This is a genomic window from Kribbella sp. NPDC051936, assembly GCF_040680955.1.
Classification (GTDB): Bacteria; Actinomycetota; Actinomycetes; order Propionibacteriales; family Kribbellaceae; genus Kribbella.
In genome coordinates this window covers 730,175-749,701 of sequence record NZ_JBFAXS010000001.1, presented here as the reverse complement: position 1 = coordinate 749,701, position 19,527 = coordinate 730,175, and the positions used below count along the sequence as shown (strand labels likewise).

Genomic DNA, 19,527 nt, shown 5'->3' with positions numbered 1-19,527 from the left:
CCAGGACCATGTCGTCCTCGCCGATCGCGTCGGCCTCCTCCTCAGGCGTCAGCGGTACGTCGGGTGCGGCCGCAGCCGCCGACGCCTGCCGCGCCTGCTCAGCCGCAACGGCAGCCTCCGCCGCCCGGCGCTTGCTGCCCGTCTGCCGTCGCCCCGCCGGCGCGGCCTGTTGCGCGGCAGGCTGCTGACGCGCGATCGGCCCGTCTTCCCACGGGTCTTCCGGAGGTATGTCGTACTCGTCCGGCGGCTCCTGCAAAGCAATCGCCGCCCCGGGCCCGTCGTCCCAGGCCCCAGTCCGCCCACCCCGAGCTCCCGAACCCGCAGCCCCCGCTCCAGCTGAGCCCGCCGCGCCCGCTGCACCCGCTGCACTGCCGCCGCCTGCAGCACGCCCAGCCGGTCCCGCTGCACCGCTACCGCCCGCACCTGCTCCGGTCGATCCCGCCGCACCGCCACCGCCCGCGCCATGCCCGGCCGAGCCCACCGCGCCGCGTCCACCCGAGCCCGCTGCGCCGCTACCGCCGGCATCTGCTCCGGCCGATCCCGCGGTACCACCGCTGCGCGCACCTGCTCCAGCCGCGCCGCCGCCGCCCGCAATGGGCCCAGCCGCGCCCGCTGCACTGCCGCCGGCTGCGCCGTGCTCAGCTAGGCCCGCTGCACCGCCAGCAGCGTGGCCGGCCGCTCCGCCGACCCCGCTAGCCGCACCTGAGCCACCGGCATCGGGCGCACCACCGTGACCGCCCGCCCCGGCACCCAGCCCAGCCGCATCGGATCCGCCGGCGCCTGCCCCAGTGCCACCGGCCCCGCTGGCGCCTGTCCCGGGATCTCCTGCGCCCGATGCGCCCGCGCCGGCCGCGCCACCTGCACTCGGACCGCCAGGTCCGCTCGCACCTGGCCCACCCAAAGCCCCGGAACCACCCGCCGAAATCCCACCGCCGCCCGGAGCGCCGCTCCCGGAACCGTCCGCCGAACCTGGGCCACTGGATCCGCCGAGGCCAGCGGCCCCGCCGGATTGCGAGCCGCCAGCTTGACCAGGACCGCCCGACTGCGGGCCCGGGCGACCTGCAGAGCCGCCTCCTCCTGCGCCCGGGTCGGCCGACGGGTCGACGACTGCCTCGACACGACGGTTGATGCCGATCGAGTCGATCATCGCCTGGCGAAGAATCTCGTCGCTGCCGGACCGCGCGAAGCTCTCCCGGGCACCGGCGTTCACCAGACCGAGTGTCAGCGTCTGGTCGTCGATCGCGATGACCTGAGCGTTCTGACTCAGCATGATCCAGGCGAACCGCCGCTGCGCCTTGACGGCTTCCAAGACCTCGGGCCACAACCGCCGAATGTCAGCCAGCCCGACACCCCCACCGGCCGCCACTCCCGCCTGACCAGGCGCCGAAGCACCCTGGCCGGCCGGAGCCGACTGCGCGGGCTCGCTTAGCTGCGCGCTCTGGCCTGCCTGCTCCGGTGCGCCGGCCGGTTCATCACCCCAGGCACCAGTGCGCGCCCCGCCGGACGCGCCAACCGGTCCGCCCGCAACTGGTTCACTGCCCTGGCCAGCTCTATCGCCCGTCCCACCTACACCCGCCGCAGTCCTACCTGGACCAGCGGACGCGGCTGAGCTCGCAGGGCCGGCGGTCTCGACTGAGGCCGCCGGAGCGCTTGAGCCCGCAGTAGAGGCAGCAGATGCTGTGTCGTCGGGGCTGGAGCCGGGGCGGTTGCCTGCGCCTGCGGCGGCCCGAGCGGCCGCTCTGCTCGTCGCAGCCGCAGCAGGCGCGCTCCCGTCGCCGTACGAGTCCGCTCCGGCGACACCCGACACACCAGCCGCCTGAGCAGGACCGGACACACCGCCCGCCTGAGCAGGCGCAGACATGCCGCCCGCCGGACCGGGCCCCGGCGTACCCGCGCCCTGGACAGCGCTCGTCGCGGAGTCCGGCGTGCCGCTGGGGATGGCGAGGCGGCGTTCCATGCGGTCGAGGCGGGCCTGGATACCGTTCGTGGAGTCGTCGGCGCCGGGGAGGAGGACCTTGGCGCAGATGAGTTCGAGTTGCAGGCGCGGGGCGGTCGCACCGCGCATCTCCAGCAGACCGGCCGCGACGATGTCGGCGGCCCGGGTCAGCTCCGCCGGACCGATCCCGGCGGCCTGGGTCTGCAGCCGCTCAGCCTGGTCCTCGGCGGCCTCGATCAGACCGGAGGTCACAGCAGTCGGTACGGCGGACAGCACCACGAGGTCTCGCAGCCGCCGCAGCAGATCCTCGGCGAACCGCTTCGGGTCCTGGCCGGTCTCGATGACCTTCTCGACTGTCTCGAACACTGCAGCGCTGTCATGCGCCGCGAACCCGTCAACACACGCGTCGAGCAGCGAGTCGGGCGTGAACCCGAGCAGCGCGACCGCCAACTCGTACGTCACGCCGGCCGGGCCTGCCCCGCCGATCAGCTGGTCGAGCACGCTCAGCGAGTCACGCACCGAACCGGCACCGGCCCGCACGACGAGCGGCAACGCGGCCGACTCGATCGCCACGCCCTCGGACTGGCACAGGGTCGCCATGTAGTCGGCGAGCACCTTCGGTGGCACCAGGCGGAACGGGTAGTGGTGCGTCCGGGACCGGATCGTCCCGATCACCTTGTCGGGCTCGGTGGTGGCGAAGATGAACTTGAGGTGCGGCGGCGGCTCCTCGACCAGCTTCAGCAGGGCGTTGAAGCCCTGCGTGGTCACCATGTGCGCCTCGTCGATGATGTAGATCTTGTAGCGGCTCTCGACCGGCGCGAAGAACGCCCGCTCGCGCAGGTCACGCGCGTCGTCCACACCACCGTGCGAAGCCGCGTCGATCTCGATGACGTCGATGCTGCCCGGGCCGCCCCGTGCCAGGTCGGTGCACGACTTGCACACCCCGCACGGCTCGGCGATCGGGCCCTTCTCACAGTTGATCGCCCGGGCGAGGATCCGCGCGCTGGTGGTCTTCCCACACCCGCGCGGCCCGGAGAACAGGTAGGCGTGATTGACCCGGTTGTTGCTCAACGCGTTCCGCAGCGGTGCCGTGACATGGTCCTGCCCGATCACCTCCGCGAACGTCTCCGGGCGGTACCGGCGATACAAGGCAAGGGGCGCTTCCACGCGGCAACCCTAGCGCCGCCCGCGGACAATTCCCCGCCCACGGGGCCCGGCGCGCGACCTAGGGTGGTGCGGGTGACGACTGGGGACGAGCGGCAGCAGGCGGTGATCACCCGGGCGGCCGAGGTCCTGCGCGCCGACGAGCGGGTGCTGGGGGTGTACCTGATCGGCAGCTACGGGACGGGCGCCGCCGACCGGTTCAGCGACGTCGACGTACACCTCGTGGTGACCGACGACAGCACCGAGTGGTTCGAGGAGCACTGGGCCGACGTACTACGGGCGCTCGCCGGACCGACCGTGCTGGCGGATCGGCTGCCGGGGCTGATCGGCGGGCTGGGCATCACGCCGGACTGGCTGCACGTGGATCTGATCGTGCACCCGCTGGCGTCGTTCGACCGGTTCCAGTACGACGGGGTGCGGGTGCTGTTCGACCGGGAGGGCACGCTGTTCCCGGAGGGTGACATCGCACCTCGAGGCGGCCGACCCGGCGAACCGTACTGGCCGGACCGCGCCGTCAATCTGTTCTTCTACTTCCTCGGCAACCTGGTCACTGTTCTCGGGCGGGACGAGCGGATCGTCGCGAACCAGGGCGTTGGCGCCGTCCGCGACCAGCTCATCGCGCTGATGCTCGCCGAGCGCGGCGTTCACCGGACCAGCGGAGCGAAGCGCTTGAACGCGCTCCTGTCCGACGAACAACGCATCGCCCTGGAATCCATCCCCGCCGCCGGCACCGACCCGGCCGACATCATCGCGGCCAACCAGTACATCTGCCGTCAGTTCATCCCCCGCGGCACGGCGCTGGCCAAGGTCACCGGCAACGTCTGGCCCACCGCCTTCGTCGACGCGACCCTCGAGCACCTCCAGAACCACTTCGGCTGCAGCTTCGACTGACCACCGTCTCCGTGGGCACGAAATCTTCGTGCCCACGGCAACAACTGCCTACTCCAGGTGGTAGTTGGCGAAGCGGGTGCGGAGGTCCTTCTTTGAGAACTTGCCGACCGAGGTCTTCGGCACCTCGTCGATGAACTCGACCGCGTCCGGCAGCCACCACTTCGCGACCAGCGGCTGGAGGTATTCGAGGATCTCCTCGCTGGTCGCGCTCGTGCCCTCCTGCAGGACGACGCAGGCGAGCGGCCGCTCGTCCCACTTCGGATGCGGCACGCCGATCACCGCGGCCTCCTTCACCGCCGGATGCGCCATCAGCAGGTTCTCCAGCTCCACCGAGCTGATCCACTCGCCGCCGGACTTCACCAGATCCTTGGTCCGGTCGACGATCCGCACCGACCCGAACCGGTCGATCGCGGCGACGTCTCCTGTCTTCATCCACCCGTCCTCGGTGTTCAACTGCGCACCGTCGTCGGGCCGGTAGTACTCAGCTGCGATCCACGGGCCGCGCACCTGCAGCTCCCCGGTCACCTCGTCGTCCCAGGGCAGCGGGGTGATCGAACCGGGCTCGACGATCCGCACCTCGACACCGGGCAGCGGCAGGCCGGCCCGCGCCCGCAAGTGTGCCTGCTCCTCCTCGGGGAGGTCCGTGTTCCGCGAAGGGACGTGGGCCGCGGTCGCGACCGGGCTCGTCTCCGTCATGCCCCACGCCTGGAGGATGGGCCGGCCGAGCTTGGCGCGGAATGCCTCGGACAGCGCCTCCGGCACCGCGGATCCGCCGCACGGGATGCGCCGCAGCTTCGGCAACTCCACGCCGTCGAGCAGCGGCAGCAGCCCCTGCCAGATCGTCGGCACGCCGGCGGACAGCGTCACTTCCTGCTCCTGGAGCAGCTTCAGGATCCCCTGCGGGCTCATGTCCGGCCCGGGGAACACGAGCGACGCCCCGGCCATCGGCGCCGCGTGCGCCAGACCCCACGCGTTCGCGTGGAACATCGGCACGACGGGCATCACGGTGTCGGTCTCGGCGAGTCCGATCCCGGCGTTGGTCAGGACACCGATCGAGTGCAGCCAGGTCGAGCGGTGCGAGTAGACGACGCCCTTCGGGTGACCCGTCGTACCGCTCGTGTAGCACATCGCCGCGGCCTGGTTCTCGTCCTCGACGTGGAACTCCACCGGCTGAGCGGCGGCGAGCAACTCCTCGTAGTCGTGGAACCTCGGGTCGTCCGGGATCTCCGCCGCGGGGGCGCCGGCCGGGAGGTCGTCCATCACGACGATGTGGCGGAGCTGCGGCAGGCGCTCCAGCAGCGGCAGGAACAGGCCGAGCAGCGACCGGTCGACGAACACGACCTCGTCCTCGGCGTGGTTCGCGATGTAGACGACCTGGTCCGGGAAGAGTCTGATGTTCAGCGTGTGCAGCACGCGGCCGGTGCAGGGCGCAGCGAAGTACAACTCGAGGTGCCGGCCCGAGTTCCACGCGAAGGTCGCGACACGGCCGTCCGAGCTGATCCCGAGAGTGTCGAGGACCCCGCCCAGGCGTCTTGTGCGGTCGGCCCACTCGCCGTACGTCAGCTTGGTCGGCGCCGGGCCGCCGGTGTAGACGGTCTTGTCCGGGTAGAACTGCTCGGCCCGACGGAAGATCGTGTCGAGCGACAGCTGGTAACTCTGCATCAGACCCTTCATGAAGACACTGTGCCAGCCGCGGTGTCACCTTGACCATGACCTCAACCGGACTTTCTCCGGCACTCTTCCGGACCCCTGCCGGAATCGTCGCCTCCGGCAACAGCCACGAAACACTCACCGCAAACAGATGACACGACATACATGTCGTGTAATATGTCTGCCATGAAGGTTGTCGAGGAGCTTCGCTATCTGGTGCTGGCCATCCAGCGCGAGGGCAATCGCCTGCTCGCCGCGGAGCTGCGGCCGCTCGGCATCACGCCTTCACAGGCGGAGGTTCTGCGCGTGCTGCGCGACCACGGCCCGATGACGCTCAACGCCCTCGGCGGGCTGCTCGTCTGCGAGACCGGCAACAGCCCGAGCAGGCTGGTCGACCGGCTCGTCGCGCAGGGCCTGGTGAAACGCGGCGTCGACAAGGTCGACCGGCGTTACCTGACGCTGAGCCTGACTCCGCAGGGCCGCGCACTGCACCGCCGCATCATCACCGCGGAGAACCGGCTGCATCGCACCATGGACGACCGTCTCGCCGGCCAGGCACTCGACGAGACGATCAGCACCCTTCGCTCGCTCGCCGACGCCTTCCCGACCGGGGCCGCCCTGGCCCGCCGCCGGGGTCCCGAACTCGCCCATCAGGAGAACTAGTCATGGAACAGGCCACCGAGACCATCCACGCCGGCCAGGCAGCGATCCGGCAGGTGCTGCTGGACGCCCTCGGCCTGCCGGAGTGGAACGAGGCGTTCCTCGCCATCGACGGCCCCCGCGAGACCAACCCCGGGACCCGTTACGCGCTCCGCGTCCGTCCAGGCTTCTCCGGCGAGCTGCAATACACAGTGGTCGAGGCGGACCGCGTCGAGATCGTCTGGCAGGTCCCCGGCTTCCGCGAGGTCGGCACGTGGACGATCGGCGCGGACAGCCGGGTCACTCATACGTTCGAGCAGTCCGGACCGCTGGCGACCGTCCTCCGCCCGGCCTACCGGAACATCGCCACCATCCGCCTGGCCCGCCTCGCCAACCGCATCCGCCAGGTCCAACTGGCCCACACAGCCTGAGCCGGGCGCGCACTACGCTCCGGTCATGCTGACGGAGGTGCGCGACACCAGGCTGTACGTCGACCGGCGCGGCCGCTCGGACGCGCCGCCGCTGCTGTTCGTCCACGGCGGCCCCGGCGCGGGCTCGTACGACTTCATGGCGTTCCAGGGCGACCGTCTGGCGCGCGACTTCCACCTGATCGGCGTCGACCAGCGCGGCGTACAGCGCTCGGACCCGCTCGACGGACCGGTGAGCGAGCAAGACCTGATCGCCGATTTCGAGGCGCTGCGCGAGCACCTCGGCGTCCGGCAGTGGTCGGTCCTCAGCCACTCGTACGGCGGTCGCCTGGCGCTCAGGTACGCCGCCGCGCACCCGGCCTCGGTGACTCGCATCATCTTCGAGAACCCCGCCTGGGACATGCCACTCGCCACCGAGAACCTCGTCCGCGCGGCGCTGCCGCTACTGCCCGCAGCCGAGCTCCCGCCGCACACCGGTCCAGCGACCAAGCAGATGTGGGACGAGCGCATCGCTGTGATCGCGCAGCTCGGCGACCGCCGGATGGAGATCTATCTCGGACCAGGGTCCCGAGACTTACAGCTACCGGCCGACACTGAGCTGCCGGATGAGTACCACCAGCGCTCGGGTCACTTCTCCGGTGAGATCACCAAGTCCCCCAGCTTCGCCGAGCCCGTCTTGCAGCATTTCGCTCAGCTGACGCAGCCCGCCCTGCTGATCAAAGGCGAGTACGACCCAGCCACCAGCCCGCGGGAGATCGAGCTGTTCCGCTCCGACGTACCGAACGGCACCTACTACTACGCGACAGGCGCCGGCCACTTCGTGCACGCCGAGCAGCCGGAGTCCTTCGCCCGGCTGGTGACCGAGTTCGTCAGCTGAAGGCGAGCGGTACGGCCCGCTTGTGAGCGGTACGGCGGTGCGTGGCAATGATCTTGGCGGCAGCCGACTCGTCGACGTCGCGGCCCTCGAGGAAGTCGTCGATCTCGTCGTACGTCACGCCCAGCACCGACTCGTCCGGCACGCCCGGGTTGTTCGTCTCCAGGTCGGCGGTCGGCACCTTGCCGGTGATCTCCGGTGACGCGCCGAGCCACTCGCCGACCGCGCGGACGCGGCGCTTGGTGAGACCCGACAGCGGCGTCAGGTCGCAGGCGCCGTCGCCGTACTTGGTGAAGAAGCCCATCACCGCCTCCGCCGCGTGGTCCGTGCCGACCACCAGCCCGCCGCGCGCGCCGGCCACGAGGTACTGCGCGACCATCCGCTGGCGGGCCTTGATGTTGCCGACGTGGAAGTCCTCGCGGTCACCGAGCCCGGAGTGCCGCACCGACTCGACCATCGCGTCGGTGGCGGGCTGCACGTCCACCACGAGCGTCTCGTCTGGCTTGATGAACTCGAGCGAGCGCTGGGCGTCCACCTCGTCGGCCTGCACGCCGTACGGCAGCCGCATCGCGACGAACGTCGCCTGACCGCCCTCCGACCGCACCCGCTCCACCGCGAGCTGGCACAGCCGGCCCGCCGTGGCGGAGTCGACACCGCCGCTGATCCCGAGCACGTACGCCGAGGCGCCGGTCCGCCGGAGCCGGTCGGCCAGGAACTCGACCCGCTGCTCGGCCTCGTTGGCCACGTCGAACGCCGCGGGTACGTCGAGCTCCGCGATGATCAATTCCTGCAGATAGCGGCTCTCGGGGTTCATCGGTCTCCTTGGTCTCGGGACGACGTCTCGGAGGACCAAGCCTAGACATAAGGATTCCCCGCGCACCCGGAAGAGCTCACTTACCCTTGCTGCCTTCCGGCCCTGGGGGGATTGGGCGAGATACCGCCACGCGGGGAACCAGGCACGAGTGTACGGGATCGGAAGAGCATGCCCGAAATCCACCCGAACTCGCGCATCCGCGGGACGGCGCGTTCCACCTCCAGCCGGCGGGTCAAGAGCGCTCAGCTGCGAACGCTGTGAGCGAACAAGGGTGGCCGTCGGTGCCGGCGAGGGGTGAGACTGGTTTGGTGACGGATCATCGTTTTGGAGCATTCGGTATCACGACCGGGCTCGACAGCGTGCGGAGTCCATCGCGGCGGCGCGGGCGGCCGAGGAGCTCGGCTATCCAGTGATCTGGTTGTCCGGCGGGCCGCTGCCCGGGCTGCAGACCATCACCGACCTGGTGGACGCGACGACGGCGATCAAGTTCGTCAGCGGGATCCTGGCGGTCGTGAAGTACAGCCCGGCCGACGTGGGTACGACGTACGCCGCGCTGGAGGCGTCCGCGCCGGGACGGTTCACCGTCGGTCTGGGGGGAGCACACGGCGCCAAGCCGATCGCCACGCTCAACGCGTACCTGGACGAGCTGGATGTGCCCGTGGACCGTCGGGTGCTCGCAGCGCTCGGTCCGAAGATGCTGAAGCTGGCCGCGGAGCGGTCCGCCGGCGCGTACCCGTTCCTGACCCGTGCGGCGTACTCCGCCGAAGCGCGGAAGGTGCTCGGCCCTGACAAGCTCCTGGCCGTCAGCCACCTCGTCGTACTGGAGAGCGACGCGGAGCGGGCCAGGGCGATAGCGCGGGACACCATCAGCTTCTTCACGACGATCCCTGGCTACGCCAGCTCGCTGAAGCGGCAGGGGTTCAGCGAGAGCGATCTGTCCACACTCCCCGACCACATGGTCGATGCCCTCGCGGCTTGGGGCAGTCCGGCAGACATCAAGGCCAAGCTCACCGAGCACCTTGATGCCGGTGCCGACCACGTCGCCGTCAACGTGATCACTGGGGTGACGGGTCCGCAGCCGATCGAGCAGTGGCGTGCGTTAGCTCCCGCCCTGCTCCGGTAGCTGCTTCTCGTACAGGCGGGCGCTCGACTCCAGCTTGTCGTACCGGTACGGGCGCACCTCGCCTGTCGCCTCGAACCCCTGCCGCTGCCAGAAGCCGGTGGCGACCTGGGCGTTCGTGTCGACGACAGCCAGCCGCATGGTCCGGACCTCGGGCCAGGTGGTCTCGACGTACCGCTGGACGAGCCGGTACGTCGTCCCGCCGTACCCGCGGCCCTGGTGCTTCGCGTGGACCTCGAGGAGACCGATGAACGCCGTGCGCTCGTTCGGGAAGCCCCTGAGCAGGTCGACAACAGCAACGAGCTGACCGTCGTCGAATGCCCCCAGCACGACCTTCGACTCCTGGGGCAGGTCCGCTGGACGCATCATCAACAGGCTCTGGGCGTCTGACTCACCCGGCAGATAGCCGGTGATCCGCTCCGTGTACCCCGGATCGGACTCGATCAGCTCCTGCACCGCGTCCACATCTGCCGGGGTGATCGAGCGCAGTTCCATGCAGCCGACCCTAGATGAGGAGCCCTACCACCAGCAGCAGGATTAGCACCGCTGCAAGCACCAGGCCGACCCGCCGGGTCCCGAAACGCCGAAGGGCAATCGCCAATGGTCCGATCGGTTTCACCGTCGCTCCAGTCGTCTTTTCGCTCGATGGGTGAACAAGAGGTAGGCGACTGCCGCCAGTACGAACGGTGCGCCGAGTCTGCCGTGGCCGGCTAGTGCGAGTCCGGTCGCCAGCAGCACTGCGAACCCGGAGGCGATCCAGCTGGCGATGACCTTGTCGTTGGCGAACAAGTGACCGCGCTGACGCAGTACGTAGACCGCCCTGGTCATGACAGCGAGTCCTACGAGCACTACGGCTGCGAAGCCGGCCTGTGTCCTGGCCGGCAGCCCGTCCTCGGTCAGCCAGAGCACTACGACCAGTCCGATCACCGCAGCGGCGCCACAGAGCTGCACCAGCGACCGGACACGGCGCCGGAGCGAGAGTGCGTCGTGCAGACCCGCGATGGTGTCCTCTGCCGAGATCACGAGCCCGCCTCCTCCCTCAGCAGCCGGCGTGCGCGATGCAGGCGGGACTTGACCGTCCCCACCGGTACGCCGAGCACCTCTGCACACTCCTCCAAGCTGAGGTCCTCCAGATGAAACAGCACCAGCACCTCCCGCTCCATCACAGGCACCCCGCCGAGCAACCGCCGTACGTCGACCCTGTCGACCACCTGATCCGCCAGGTCGGGCTCCTCGTCCACGTCGACCCGCGGCTGGTCGGCGTACCGCTGCCGCAAGTGGTTGACCACGCTGCGCCGAGCGATGGTGAACAACCACGCCGCGAACCGCTCCGGCTCCTTGAGCCGCGGCAGCCCCCGCACGACGGCCAGCCAGACCTCCTGCGACACGTCGTCGGCCAGGTCCTCACGGCCGAGCATGTGCCGCACATACGACCAGACCGCCCCGTGCCACCCCCGCACCAGCTCAGCGACCGCCTCCCGCTCCCCCACCTGAGCCCGCACCACCACACCCACCCAACCCGACTCCACGCGTCACCTCCCTCACCCCCACAGTCGCCCCACCCGCCCACCAGGTTCACGCCCCCGATTTCGGATTCCCGCGCCCCCTCGGTATCCTCTCCGCTTGGAGGATTCGCCTAGAGGCCTAGGGCGCACGCTTGGAAAGCGTGTTGGGGGCAACCCCTCACGAGTTCGAATCTCGTATCCTCCGCCACTCATCAGGGCGGTTCTCAGACATGAGAGCCGCCCTGGTGCTTTGTCAGGGGAGATGGTGGAGGGCCTGGCGTAGGAAGTGGTTGCGGCGGGTGGTGGCTGTGGGGCTGTAGAGGGTGGTGGGGGTGGTGGGGGTGTTCAAGGCTGCTACGGCGTCCCAGTAGGCGACGTGTTGAGCTGGGGTGTCGGCGGTTTGTTGCCAGCCGGTGAGGACGTGGGCGGGGGCGTCAGGGCCGAAGCTGATTGCTGCTTGTTTGCGGAGTTCGGAGAGGTCTACTCCGGGCGCGCCTACGCCGGCGGTCTTCCAGTCGATGAAGGCTTCGAGGTGATGGCCGGACCAGACCAGGTTTCCGGGCCACACGTCGCCGTGGAGGTAGACGGACCGCTCACTGGGCAGACCGTGCGCGGTGACGAGGTCGTCGGCCTGGGACAAGAGCGGCGTGGTGGGCAGGTGACCGGCGCGGCGGTCTCGGGCGAAGTCGTCCACGGCGATGGGGCGTGGGCGGAATGGGAGATGGGCCTGCGGACGCATCGGGACAGAGTGCAGGTGGGCCAACGCGGCTCCAGCAACGCGAAGGCTCTCGGGGGTTCCGACTGCCCATGTCGATGTGCCAGGCACAAGGGTCTCGAGAGTGGCGGGTACGCCGGAAGCCGAGCCGGACAGATCGACGTCGACCAGGCGTGGGGCAGGCAGGTCGTGTTGTTCGGCGACTTGGAGTGCCGCGGCGCCCGTCGCGATCATCGGCGCATCGATGCGTGGAGTCGGTGCCCGTAAGACGTAGCGCGCGTCGGCGGTGGTCAGGCGCCAGGGGCCCTGGTCGCCATGGAGTGGACTGATCTCGAGCACTGGGCCGACCGCCGCCGCGGCCCAGGTCAGCAGGTTGCTTTCCCTCATGGCCGAGCGTACGCCGGGTCAGTGGTCGCCTGGGGTGATCAGGCCGGTTTCGTAGGCGAGGACTACGGCTTGGGAGCGGTCTCTGAGGGTTAGTTTGGCGAAGATTCGGGCGGCGTGGGTTTTGACGGTGGCTTCGCTGAGGGTGAGGGCGGTGGCTATTTCGGCGTTGGAGAGGCCTTGGCCCATGAGGGTGAGGACTTCCAGTTCGCGGGGGGTGAGGGACGACAGGTCGCGGTGCAGGGTGGGTGTGGGGGTGGCGAAGCGTTCTACCAGGCGGCGGGTGATGGAGGGGGCCAGCAGGGCGTCGCCGGTGGTGACCAGGCGGACGGCGGCGGCCAGGTGTTCGGGGGTCACGTCCTTGAGCAGGAAGCCGCTGGCGCCGGCGGACAGGGCGGCGTAGACGTACTGGTCCAGGTCGAACGTCGTGAGGATCAGGATCCGGCACCTGGTCGGGGTGGCGAGGATGCGGCGGGTGGCCTCCAGGCCGTCCATGGTCGGCATGCGGATGTCCATCAGGACGACGTCCGGGTGCAGGCGCCGTACGGCGTCCACTGCCTCCACGCCGTCCGCGGCCTCGCCGACGACCTCGATGCCGCGCGCGGACAGGATCATCCGGAAGCCGGTGCGGACCAGGGCCTGATCGTCCGCGATCACGACCCGCGTGGTCGCGGGCGTCGTCACGGGCGCTCCAGTGGGAGCTTGGCGCGGACGCGGAAGCCGCCGCCGAGGCGTCGGCGGGCGTCGAGCTGCCCGCCGTACACGGCGACGCGTTGCTTCAGCCCCAGCAGCCCCCGCCCCTCACCGTCGGACGCGACCGGGCGGCCTCCGGTGAGGACGCTCGGACCCGTGTTCAAGATCTCGACCCGGAGCGCGTGCGGCGCGTAGCGAACGGTCACCTCGGCGGTGTTCCCGTCGCCGTGCTTGAGCGCGTTGGTGAGCGCCTCCTGGATGATGCGGTACGCCGTGACGTCGACGCCGGCCGGTAGCGGAACCGGGTCGCCGGAGATCCGCACCTCGACCGGAAGACCGGCGAACGCGATCCGATCGATCAGCTCGCTCAGGCGCGTCAGACTCGGCTGCGGCGACAGTGCGTCCTCCTCGGCCCCGTCCGCCTTCGGTGCGAGTACACCGAGCAGATGCCGCAGCTCCGCCATGGTGTCGCGGCCAGCCGCCTCTACCGCGAGGAGAGCTGCCTCCGCCTCGTCGGGTGACGTTGCCAGCACCTGCCGGGCAGCACCGGTCTGGATGACCATGACGCTGACGTTGTGGCTGACGATGTCGTGCAGGTCGTGCGCTATCCGCGCCCGCTCGGCGTCGACCGCTTTCCGCGCCGCGGTCTCCCGTTCCCGCTCCAGCAACCAGCCCCGCTCCTCCAACGCACGCTTATGGGCACGCCGAGTGCGCACAGAGGCGAACGCGAGCAGGCCGGCCACCACAGCCAGCAGCGCTACCAGCAACCACATCACGAGATCCACTGTCCCAAAGAATGCGTGGCAGGTCGTACATCTCCAGGATGACAAGGCGCGCACTTTAGCCCGGCAGGCTGACGTCAGCGACCGTTCCGCGGCTCTAGCGTGAAGAGCATGACGGAGGACAACGGACAGGCGGTCGTACAGCTCACCGCCGTACGCAAGGAGTACGGCGAATCCGCCGCGCTCGACGGAGTGTCGCTGGAGATCCACGCGGGCGAGGCGGTCGCGGTGATGGGACCGTCGGGCAGCGGCAAGTCGACGCTGCTCAGCATGGTCGCCGGGCTGGACCGGCCGACGTCGGGATCGGTCATCGTGCACGGCGACGACCTGGGCACGCTCGACGAGAAAGGGCTGGCGCTGTTCCGGCGCCGGCGGATCGGGATGATCTTCCAGTTCTTCAACCTGCTGGACGACCTGTCGGCTCTCGACAACGTCGCGCTGGCCGCACAGCTCACCGGTACGTCGGCAGCACATGCACGGAAGCGCGCGCTCGAGCTGTTCGAGGAGCTGGGCATCGCTGGACGCCGCAACACCTACCCGGCACAGCTGAGCGGGGGTGAGCGGCAACGGGTAGCAGTCGCCCGCGCACTGATGAACCGCCCCGCCATCCTCCTCGCCGACGAGCCGACGGGCGCGCTCGACACCAGGGCGGGCGAGCAGGTCATGGATCTGCTCCTGGACCTCAACCAGATCGGTCAGACGCTCCTGCTGGTGACACACGACCAGCAGCTCGCAACACGCTGCGCCAGCCGGGTCATCGACTTCCTCGACGGACAGATCGCCGGGGAGCGCAGCCTGGAGCGTACGCCGTGAGCGCCGTCTGGCCGGTCGCGCGGGCAGCTGTACGACGGCGTCGCGTGCAGACTGTGGTGATCGGCGTCGTCGTACTGCTCTCCACAACGATGATCGTGGTCGCACTAGGCCTCCTGGCCGCGTCGAGCGGACCGTTCGACCACGCGTACGCGAAGCAGAGCGGTTCCCAGCTGACGGCGTCGTACGACCGCAGCAAGGTGACCGACGCGCAACTGACAGCGGCGGCGCGGAGTGCGGCCGCTGTCGCCGGGCCGTTCGCGCAGGCGACGCTCGAGCTCGACCGCACGCAGCTGATGGATTCACTGGTGACGGTGGGCCGTGCTGATCCAGGTGGCGCTGTGGATCGGCTGAACGTGTGGAAGGGGCGCTGGGCAACCAAGCCGGGCGAGATCGTGCTCAACCGGAACCCGGTCGACATAGAGGGCCGCGGGGGCCCGCAACTGAACGGCACCATGACAGCGGGCGGTCGAACGCTGACCATCGTCGGGTTTGCATACAGCGTTAGCCAGTCGGCCGATGCCTGGGTGACACCGGAACAGATGAACGCGCTGCACCCGACGGCGACGCAGATGCTTTATCGCTTCGCTCACGCTGCGACCAACGCGGACGTCACGGCGGGCCAGCAAGGCGTGACGGCTGGTCTGCCGTCCGATGCCCTCATAGGCACACAGTCGTACTTGGCGTTGCGAGCGATGGCAGCGGGTGAGCCCAACACGTTCGTACCGTTCCTGATGGTGTTCGGATGGCTGGGACTCGCCGTCGCCGTACTGATCGTGGCCAACGTCGTGAGCGGTGCTGTGGTCGCAGGGTTCAAGCACATCGGCGTTCTGAAGTCGCTGGGCTTTACGCCGACGCAGGTCATGGCGGTGTACCTGGGGATGATCTCCATCCCGGCCGTCATCGGCTGCGCCGCCGGTGTTGTCCTCGGCAACGTACTCGCGACGTCCTTGCTGACGAGGGCTTTCGAGAACTACGGCGCCGGCGGGCTGGGCGTGCCGATCTGGGTCGACATCGCGACGCTCCTCGGCGTGCCTGCTCTGGTTGCATTGTCTGCCCTGTTGCCGGCGTTGCGAGCACGCAGTCTGTCAGCGGCTCAGGCGATCAGTGCGGGGAGCGCACCGCGGGCCGGACGAGGGCTACGAGTACAGCGGTCGCTGAGTGGGACCCGGCTGCCGCGGGCGGTCAGTCTGGGACTGGGCATGCCGTTCGCGCGTCCTGGGCGTACGGCGCTGACCCTGGCGGCAGTGGTGCTCGGAGTGACCAGCGTGACGCTGGCTGTCGGGCTGGGGAAGTCACTGACGACCTACCAGACCGCAGCGAGTCGAGCGGATGCTGTTGACCTGACGATGTTCGCCGGCCAAAGCGGTGCCGAGGGCGAGGCACCGCCGCCGGGTGCGCCCCCTGGCGCCAAGCTGACCGACGCCGAAGACGAGGCCGTACTGCGGGCAACGCCTGGTGTGACTTCCGTGGCTGCCAGCACGGACATGGGAATGCGGCTTCCTGGGACACGAACGGACGTCCGGGTCTCGTTCTACCGCGGCGACTTCGATCAACTCGGGTACCGGATCCTGGCCGGACGCTGGTTCGACGGTCCGGGCCAGGTGGTCGTGTCGGAGCGGTTCCTGCGGCAGCGCGGCCTGGCTGTCGGCGACACGATCACACTGCAGTCCAGGGGCAAGAGCGTACGGGCGCAGATCGTCGGGAAGGCGATGTACAACTCCGGCGACGAGGCGCTGTCCAACTGGGCAACGCTCGCGCTCATCGCGCCAGAGCTCCGGGCCAACCTGTACGAGGTCAACGTGAAGCCGGGGACCGATCTCGACGCCGTCGTCAAGGCGGTGCAGGCCAAGGACTCCGGTTTGGAGGAGACGCCCGGTCAAGACCCCGGTACGTTCGTGGCCGTCGTACTGGCGACCGTAGTACTGCTCACGCTGATGCTGGGAACCGTTGCGGCGCTAGGTGTGTTCAACACCGTCGTACTCAACACCCGCGAACGCCGCCGCGACCTGGGCATGCTCAAGTCGATCGGTATGACGCCTGCGCAGGTGACCGCGATGGTCGTGACGTCGATGGCCGCGGTAGGAGCGGTCGGCGGCCTGCTCGGCATCCCGCTGGGGATCGTTGCGCACCGCTTGGTCGTCCCGGCGATGGCCAACGGCGCCCAAATCGAGCTGCCGGACTTCATGCTCGAGGTATACCCTGCGGGCCTGCTCGCCCTGCTGGTCCTCGCCGGCATCGTGATCGCCGCGGCCGGCGCGTACTTCCCCGCCCGCACGGCCGCCCGCGCCACGATCGCCGAGGTCCTCCACAACGAGTGAGCTTGGACAGGAGGTCGCACGGTGACACCGGAGCGGGTGCTGCAGTTGCTGGACGCGCTGAAGCCGCTGGACGTCTGGGTGGACGGCGGCTGGGGTGTGGATGCGCTGGTGGGCCGGCAGACGCGGCCCCACGGCGATCTGGACCTAGGTGTGGCCAGGCCGCAGCTGGATGAGGTGGTGCAGGTCCTGGAAGGACTGGGGTACGCGGTGACAGATGCCCGGTTCGTGCAGGTCACCGTGCAGCTGACACATGCGGCCGAGGGGCATCGCGTGGACCTGCACCCGAGTACACCGGTCGACGGCGGGACCGAGCAGTTCGACTTCGATGGCAACACCCACCTCATACCGCCTGCCGTCGAAGGGTGGATCGGCGGGCGGACGGTGCGCTGTATGCCGCTCAGTGCGCAACTCCGGTCGCACCAGGGCTACCAGCTGAGACCGGTGGACCTGCACGATATGCAGTTGCTCGAACAGCTGAGGTCGGGCTGACTTAGGGCATGGACGAGGTCGTCGCGGGCAATCGGATGGTGTGGGAGCGGGCTTCACAGAAGCACGTTCACGAGTACGACGAGTTGCTGGCGGAGGCTCGCGGGGACGAGCAACTGTTTGCGCGGGAGCGGGAGCTGCTGGCGCCGGTCCTGGCGCAACGGCCGGTGGTGGTGCATTTCCAGAGTGGGCACGGGCTGGACGACGTGGCGTTGGTGAAGGCCGGTGCCGACCGTGTCGTCAGTGTCGACTACAGCTCCGTGGCGGCCGGCGCTGCGCAGCGCCGGGCCGACGACCTGGGCGTGAGCTGCCGGTACGTCGTGGCCGAGGTCCCCGGCGTACCGCTGAAGGACGCATCGGCCGATCTCGTGTACACGGGCAAGGGCGCGCTGATCTGGATGCGGGACATCGACGCCTGGGCCGGGGACGCGGCCAGGGTGGTACGACCGGGTGGACACCTCTTCGTGTACGAGGCGCACCCGGCCGTACCGCTGTGGACCTGGGACCAGGACGAGCCGCGGATCCGACCTGACCGGAGCTACTTCGCCAAGTCGCACATCAACGACACGTTCCCCGGCAATGGCGCCCAGGAGTGGCAGTGGACGCTCGGCCAGATCGTCACCGCGATCACGAAAGCCGGTCTACGGCTCCAGGTCCTCGAGGAGTACGCGGAGCCGTTCTGGCGCCCGCAGGACGACACGAGCGCCGCAGCGTGGTCCGGCCGACTCCCCAACTCCTACGCGCTGCTGGCGCAACGGCCGCTATAGATACGGCAGCAGCTCTGCCTCCTCACGGTCCAGGTGCGCGTTGAGCTGGGCGATCAGCTCATCGACCTGGGCCAGGACGTCCGGAGCACCGACCAGACGCTTCAGCTCCTCGAGCAGTACGGCGATCTGGTCGTGCTCCGTCTGGAGTACAGCGATCACGTCTGCGAGCTCGGGGTGCTGCTCCAGCAGCGACGGGAACAACATGGTCGACTCGCCGGTGTGATGGAAGTGCAGCCCCTGGCAGACCGTCAGGCAGTTGATGCGGAGCTGTGCGCCCAGCGTGCCCGACGTGGCGACCTCGCGCCGGATCAGGGCCAGCTCGCGCCGGAACGCCGCGTGGATGGTGTTCAACGCCTCGGCGAACGAGCCTCCGCCGTGCGGCGGCGGCCCTGGTTTCTGGACCAGCGCGACCACCGGGATCGTCCGAGTGGTGCGCTGCTGGTACTCGCCCCACCCCGCGTCGGCCTCGACGAGCCGTGCGAAGACCTCGTCGCGCTCCGCGCCCCGCAGGACGACCGCGGTCGCCGGATAGTCGAACAGGCCCAGGTCGATGTGGACCTCCGGGTCGGCGAGCAGGTTGTGGTACCAGCCCGGATGTTTCGGGCCGCCGCCGGCCGAGCCGACGACCAGGACCCGGTCGCCGTCCGGGTAGTACCCGAGAATCGCGGTGCGCGGTGTGCCGGTCCGCGCGCCAGTGGTTGTCAGGAGCAACAACCGGGAGTTCTCGAAAGGACCGCCGACCTTACCGTCGTTGGCCTTGAACTCCGCAATGAGTTGTGCGGTGAAATCGTTCAGGATTCGCTTCTCTCTCTGGTGTCATGACAAAGGAATTCGCAGACAACAGAGAAGCGGGGCGGGCCCCGCGCGGCGCTCAGAACGCAGCCGGGGACCCAACTCGGTAATGGCTCGAAGCCGACCCGGCAGTCACGTCGGCGATACTACCGTACGTGTCCTTGCCCGATCGGCTCGTCCAGGCCGGGGTCGAACTCCTCGAGGAGGACGGCCTCTCCGACCTCACGCTGCGTGCGATCGCGCGCCGGACAGGCGTCTCGCACGGTGCACCGCGCCGCTACTTTCCGACCCACAACTCGCTGCTCGCCGCCATCGCCGCGACCGGCCTGCGGGATCTCGCCGCCCGCCTGGAGCCCGCCGGCGACGGACCGCCCGAGGAGCAGTTGGTCGCGGCCGCGACGAAGTACCTGGAATTCGCCGCCGAGCGGCCCGGGATGTTCGACCTGATCTTCCGCCACGACCTGCTGGCCGGGGCCGGCGGCAATCTGCGCGCGACCTCGCTGCCGCTGTTCCGGACGTTCGTCGACCTGGTCGCCCGGCTGCACCCCGCCGACGCCGAGCTCCGCGCCACCGCGCTGTGGACGAACCTGCATGGCCTGGCTACGCTCCGCGCGACCAACGCGCTGGAGCTCCTCGGCACGACCGATCTCGGGCCGATGGTCCGGTACGTCGTCCACAGCCACCTGCACTGATTCGCTCACGGACCGTCGCCGAATGCATGCGAAAGGAAATCGTCTCGCGGATCGGCGAAAAAAC

At 69.4% G+C, this 19,527-nt stretch carries 19 protein-coding genes, 1 tRNA gene, 1 other RNA gene and 1 pseudogene; 11 read left to right on the top strand and 11 right to left on the bottom strand.

All coding sequences use genetic code 11. The annotated features are described in order from the left end of the window. Positions 1-952 precede the first annotated feature (952 nt). Positions 953-3,103, bottom strand: a pseudogene (locus AB0L64_RS03915) (DNA polymerase III subunit gamma and tau); the annotation flags it as partial. A 72-nt stretch (positions 3,104-3,175) separates the two neighbouring features. Between AB0L64_RS03915 and AB0L64_RS03910 the strand changes: the two are divergent. After that, complete coding sequence (locus AB0L64_RS03910; protein ID WP_363707424.1) at positions 3,176-3,991, top strand: nucleotidyltransferase domain-containing protein; 816 nt, start codon at positions 3,176-3,178, stop codon at positions 3,989-3,991. 48 nt (positions 3,992-4,039) lie between these two features. Here the strand turns inward: AB0L64_RS03910 and AB0L64_RS03905 are convergent, their stop codons facing one another. Then, positions 4,040-5,665, bottom strand: a complete 1,626-nt coding sequence (locus tag AB0L64_RS03905; protein ID WP_363707422.1) for a long-chain fatty acid--CoA ligase — start codon at positions 5,663-5,665, stop codon at positions 4,040-4,042. Positions 5,666-5,827: 162 nt separating this feature from the next. Here AB0L64_RS03905 and AB0L64_RS03900 point away from each other — a divergent pair, with 162 nt between their 5' ends. The 3 genes from AB0L64_RS03900 to AB0L64_RS03890 are packed head-to-tail and all read left to right on the top strand — an operon-like array spanning position 5,828 to position 7,585. After that, positions 5,828-6,304, top strand: a complete 477-nt coding sequence (locus AB0L64_RS03900; RefSeq protein ID WP_363707420.1) for a MarR family transcriptional regulator — start codon at positions 5,828-5,830, stop codon at positions 6,302-6,304. Positions 6,305-6,306: 2 nt separating this feature from the next. Further along, positions 6,307-6,711: an SRPBCC family protein gene (locus AB0L64_RS03895; protein ID WP_359939870.1), complete on the top strand. Its 405-nt coding sequence runs from the start codon at positions 6,307-6,309 to the stop codon at positions 6,709-6,711. 25 nt (positions 6,712-6,736) lie between these two features. Beyond that, positions 6,737-7,585, top strand: a complete 849-nt coding sequence (locus AB0L64_RS03890) for an alpha/beta hydrolase (RefSeq protein ID WP_363707418.1) — start codon at positions 6,737-6,739, stop codon at positions 7,583-7,585. Here AB0L64_RS03890 and nadE read toward each other — a convergent pair. Then, complete coding sequence (nadE, locus tag AB0L64_RS03885; RefSeq protein WP_363707416.1) at positions 7,578-8,396, bottom strand: ammonia-dependent NAD(+) synthetase; 819 nt, start codon at positions 8,394-8,396, stop codon at positions 7,578-7,580. The genes AB0L64_RS03890 and nadE overlap by 8 nt on opposite strands. 46 nt (positions 8,397-8,442) lie before the next feature. Beyond that, positions 8,443-8,539: signal recognition particle sRNA small type (ffs, locus tag AB0L64_RS03880), an RNA gene on the bottom strand. A gap of 188 nt (positions 8,540-8,727) precedes the next feature. On the opposite strand from ffs, the gene AB0L64_RS03875 reads away from it, so the two are divergent. Further along, entirely contained in the window at positions 8,728-9,519 is a 792-nt protein-coding gene (locus AB0L64_RS03875) for a TIGR03620 family F420-dependent LLM class oxidoreductase (RefSeq protein ID WP_363708084.1), read from the top strand. Here the strand turns inward: AB0L64_RS03875 and AB0L64_RS03870 are convergent. From AB0L64_RS03870 to AB0L64_RS03860, 3 genes are all read right to left on the bottom strand, one after another. Then, positions 9,496-10,011: a GNAT family N-acetyltransferase gene (locus AB0L64_RS03870; RefSeq protein ID WP_363707414.1), complete on the bottom strand. Its 516-nt coding sequence runs from the start codon at positions 10,009-10,011 to the stop codon at positions 9,496-9,498. The genes AB0L64_RS03875 and AB0L64_RS03870 overlap by 24 nt on opposite strands. Positions 10,012-10,131: 120 nt before the next feature. Beyond that, on the bottom strand, positions 10,132-10,539 hold the full coding sequence (locus tag AB0L64_RS03865; RefSeq protein ID WP_363707412.1) for a hypothetical protein: 408 nt from the start codon (positions 10,537-10,539) through the stop codon (positions 10,132-10,134). Then, entirely contained in the window at positions 10,536-11,045 is a 510-nt protein-coding gene (locus AB0L64_RS03860; RefSeq protein ID WP_363707410.1) for a sigma-70 family RNA polymerase sigma factor, read from the bottom strand. The genes AB0L64_RS03865 and AB0L64_RS03860 overlap by 4 nt, the downstream gene beginning before the upstream one ends. A gap of 96 nt (positions 11,046-11,141) precedes the next feature. Here AB0L64_RS03860 and AB0L64_RS03855 point away from each other — a divergent pair. Further along, a tRNA-Ser gene (locus tag AB0L64_RS03855) sits at positions 11,142-11,229 on the top strand. 45 nt (positions 11,230-11,274) lie between these two features. Here AB0L64_RS03855 and AB0L64_RS03850 read toward each other — a convergent pair. From AB0L64_RS03850 to AB0L64_RS03840, 3 genes are read right to left on the bottom strand one after another with little or no spacing between them, the layout of a single operon-like run. Next, positions 11,275-12,123 carry an aminoglycoside phosphotransferase family protein gene (locus tag AB0L64_RS03850; protein ID WP_363707408.1) on the bottom strand — a complete coding sequence of 283 codons (849 nt, stop codon included), beginning with the start codon at positions 12,121-12,123 and terminating at the stop codon, positions 11,275-11,277. Positions 12,124-12,141: 18 nt separating this feature from the next. Further along, positions 12,142-12,804, bottom strand: coding sequence for a response regulator transcription factor (locus tag AB0L64_RS03845; protein WP_363707406.1), 663 nt, complete (start codon positions 12,802-12,804; stop codon positions 12,142-12,144). Then, on the bottom strand, positions 12,801-13,586 hold the full coding sequence (locus tag AB0L64_RS03840; protein ID WP_363707404.1) for a histidine kinase: 786 nt from the start codon (positions 13,584-13,586) through the stop codon (positions 12,801-12,803). The genes AB0L64_RS03845 and AB0L64_RS03840 overlap by 4 nt, the downstream gene beginning before the upstream one ends. Positions 13,587-13,706: 120 nt before the next feature. Between AB0L64_RS03840 and AB0L64_RS03835 the strand changes: the two genes are divergently transcribed. The 4 genes from AB0L64_RS03835 to AB0L64_RS03820 are packed head-to-tail and all read left to right on the top strand — an operon-like array spanning position 13,707 to position 17,979. Continuing rightward, entirely contained in the window at positions 13,707-14,408 is a 702-nt protein-coding gene (locus AB0L64_RS03835; protein ID WP_359939893.1) for an ABC transporter ATP-binding protein, read from the top strand. Further along, positions 14,405-16,726 carry an FtsX-like permease family protein gene (locus tag AB0L64_RS03830; RefSeq protein ID WP_363707402.1) on the top strand — a complete coding sequence of 774 codons (2,322 nt, stop codon included), beginning with the start codon at positions 14,405-14,407 and terminating at the stop codon, positions 16,724-16,726. The genes AB0L64_RS03835 and AB0L64_RS03830 overlap by 4 nt, the downstream gene beginning before the upstream one ends. A 21-nt stretch (positions 16,727-16,747) precedes the next feature. Continuing rightward, on the top strand, positions 16,748-17,215 hold the full coding sequence (locus tag AB0L64_RS03825; RefSeq protein ID WP_363707400.1) for a hypothetical protein: 468 nt from the start codon (positions 16,748-16,750) through the stop codon (positions 17,213-17,215). An 8-nt stretch (positions 17,216-17,223) separates the two neighbouring features. Further along, entirely contained in the window at positions 17,224-17,979 is a 756-nt protein-coding gene (locus AB0L64_RS03820; RefSeq protein ID WP_363707398.1) for a class I SAM-dependent methyltransferase, read from the top strand. On the opposite strand, the gene AB0L64_RS03815 is transcribed toward AB0L64_RS03820, so the two are convergent. Then, positions 17,974-18,750 carry a nitroreductase/quinone reductase family protein gene (locus AB0L64_RS03815; protein WP_363708082.1) on the bottom strand — a complete coding sequence of 259 codons (777 nt, stop codon included), beginning with the start codon at positions 18,748-18,750 and terminating at the stop codon, positions 17,974-17,976. The two genes, AB0L64_RS03820 and AB0L64_RS03815, sit on opposite strands and share 6 nt — an antisense overlap. A 176-nt stretch (positions 18,751-18,926) precedes the next feature. Here AB0L64_RS03815 and AB0L64_RS03810 point away from each other — a divergent pair, with 176 nt between their 5' ends. Further along, entirely contained in the window at positions 18,927-19,463 is a 537-nt protein-coding gene (locus AB0L64_RS03810; protein WP_363707396.1) for a TetR/AcrR family transcriptional regulator, read from the top strand. The last annotated feature ends 64 nt before the right edge of the window (positions 19,464-19,527 follow it).

What these genes read in the sequence shown, in the direction of transcription:
- AB0L64_RS03905 (WP_363707422.1), bottom strand. Translation starts at nt 5,665, where the DNA reads ATGAAGGGTCTGATGCAGAGTTACCAGCTGTCGCTCGACACGATCTTC.
- AB0L64_RS03900 (WP_363707420.1), top strand. Translation starts at nt 5,828, where the DNA reads ATGAAGGTTGTCGAGGAGCTTCGCTATCTGGTGCTGGCCATCCAGCGC.
- AB0L64_RS03895 (WP_359939870.1), top strand. Translation starts at nt 6,307, where the DNA reads ATGGAACAGGCCACCGAGACCATCCACGCCGGCCAGGCAGCGATCCGG.
- AB0L64_RS03890 (WP_363707418.1), top strand. Translation starts at nt 6,737, where the DNA reads ATGCTGACGGAGGTGCGCGACACCAGGCTGTACGTCGACCGGCGCGGC.
- nadE (WP_363707416.1), bottom strand. Translation starts at nt 8,396, where the DNA reads ATGAACCCCGAGAGCCGCTATCTGCAGGAATTGATCATCGCGGAGCTC.
- AB0L64_RS03870 (WP_363707414.1), bottom strand. Translation starts at nt 10,011, where the DNA reads ATGGAACTGCGCTCGATCACCCCGGCAGATGTGGACGCGGTGCAGGAG.
- AB0L64_RS03850 (WP_363707408.1), bottom strand. Translation starts at nt 12,123, where the DNA reads ATGAGGGAAAGCAACCTGCTGACCTGGGCCGCGGCGGCGGTCGGCCCA.
- AB0L64_RS03840 (WP_363707404.1), bottom strand. Translation starts at nt 13,586, where the DNA reads ATGTGGTTGCTGGTAGCGCTGCTGGCTGTGGTGGCCGGCCTGCTCGCG.
- AB0L64_RS03835 (WP_359939893.1), top strand. Translation starts at nt 13,707, where the DNA reads ATGACGGAGGACAACGGACAGGCGGTCGTACAGCTCACCGCCGTACGC.
- AB0L64_RS03820 (WP_363707398.1), top strand. Translation starts at nt 17,224, where the DNA reads ATGGACGAGGTCGTCGCGGGCAATCGGATGGTGTGGGAGCGGGCTTCA.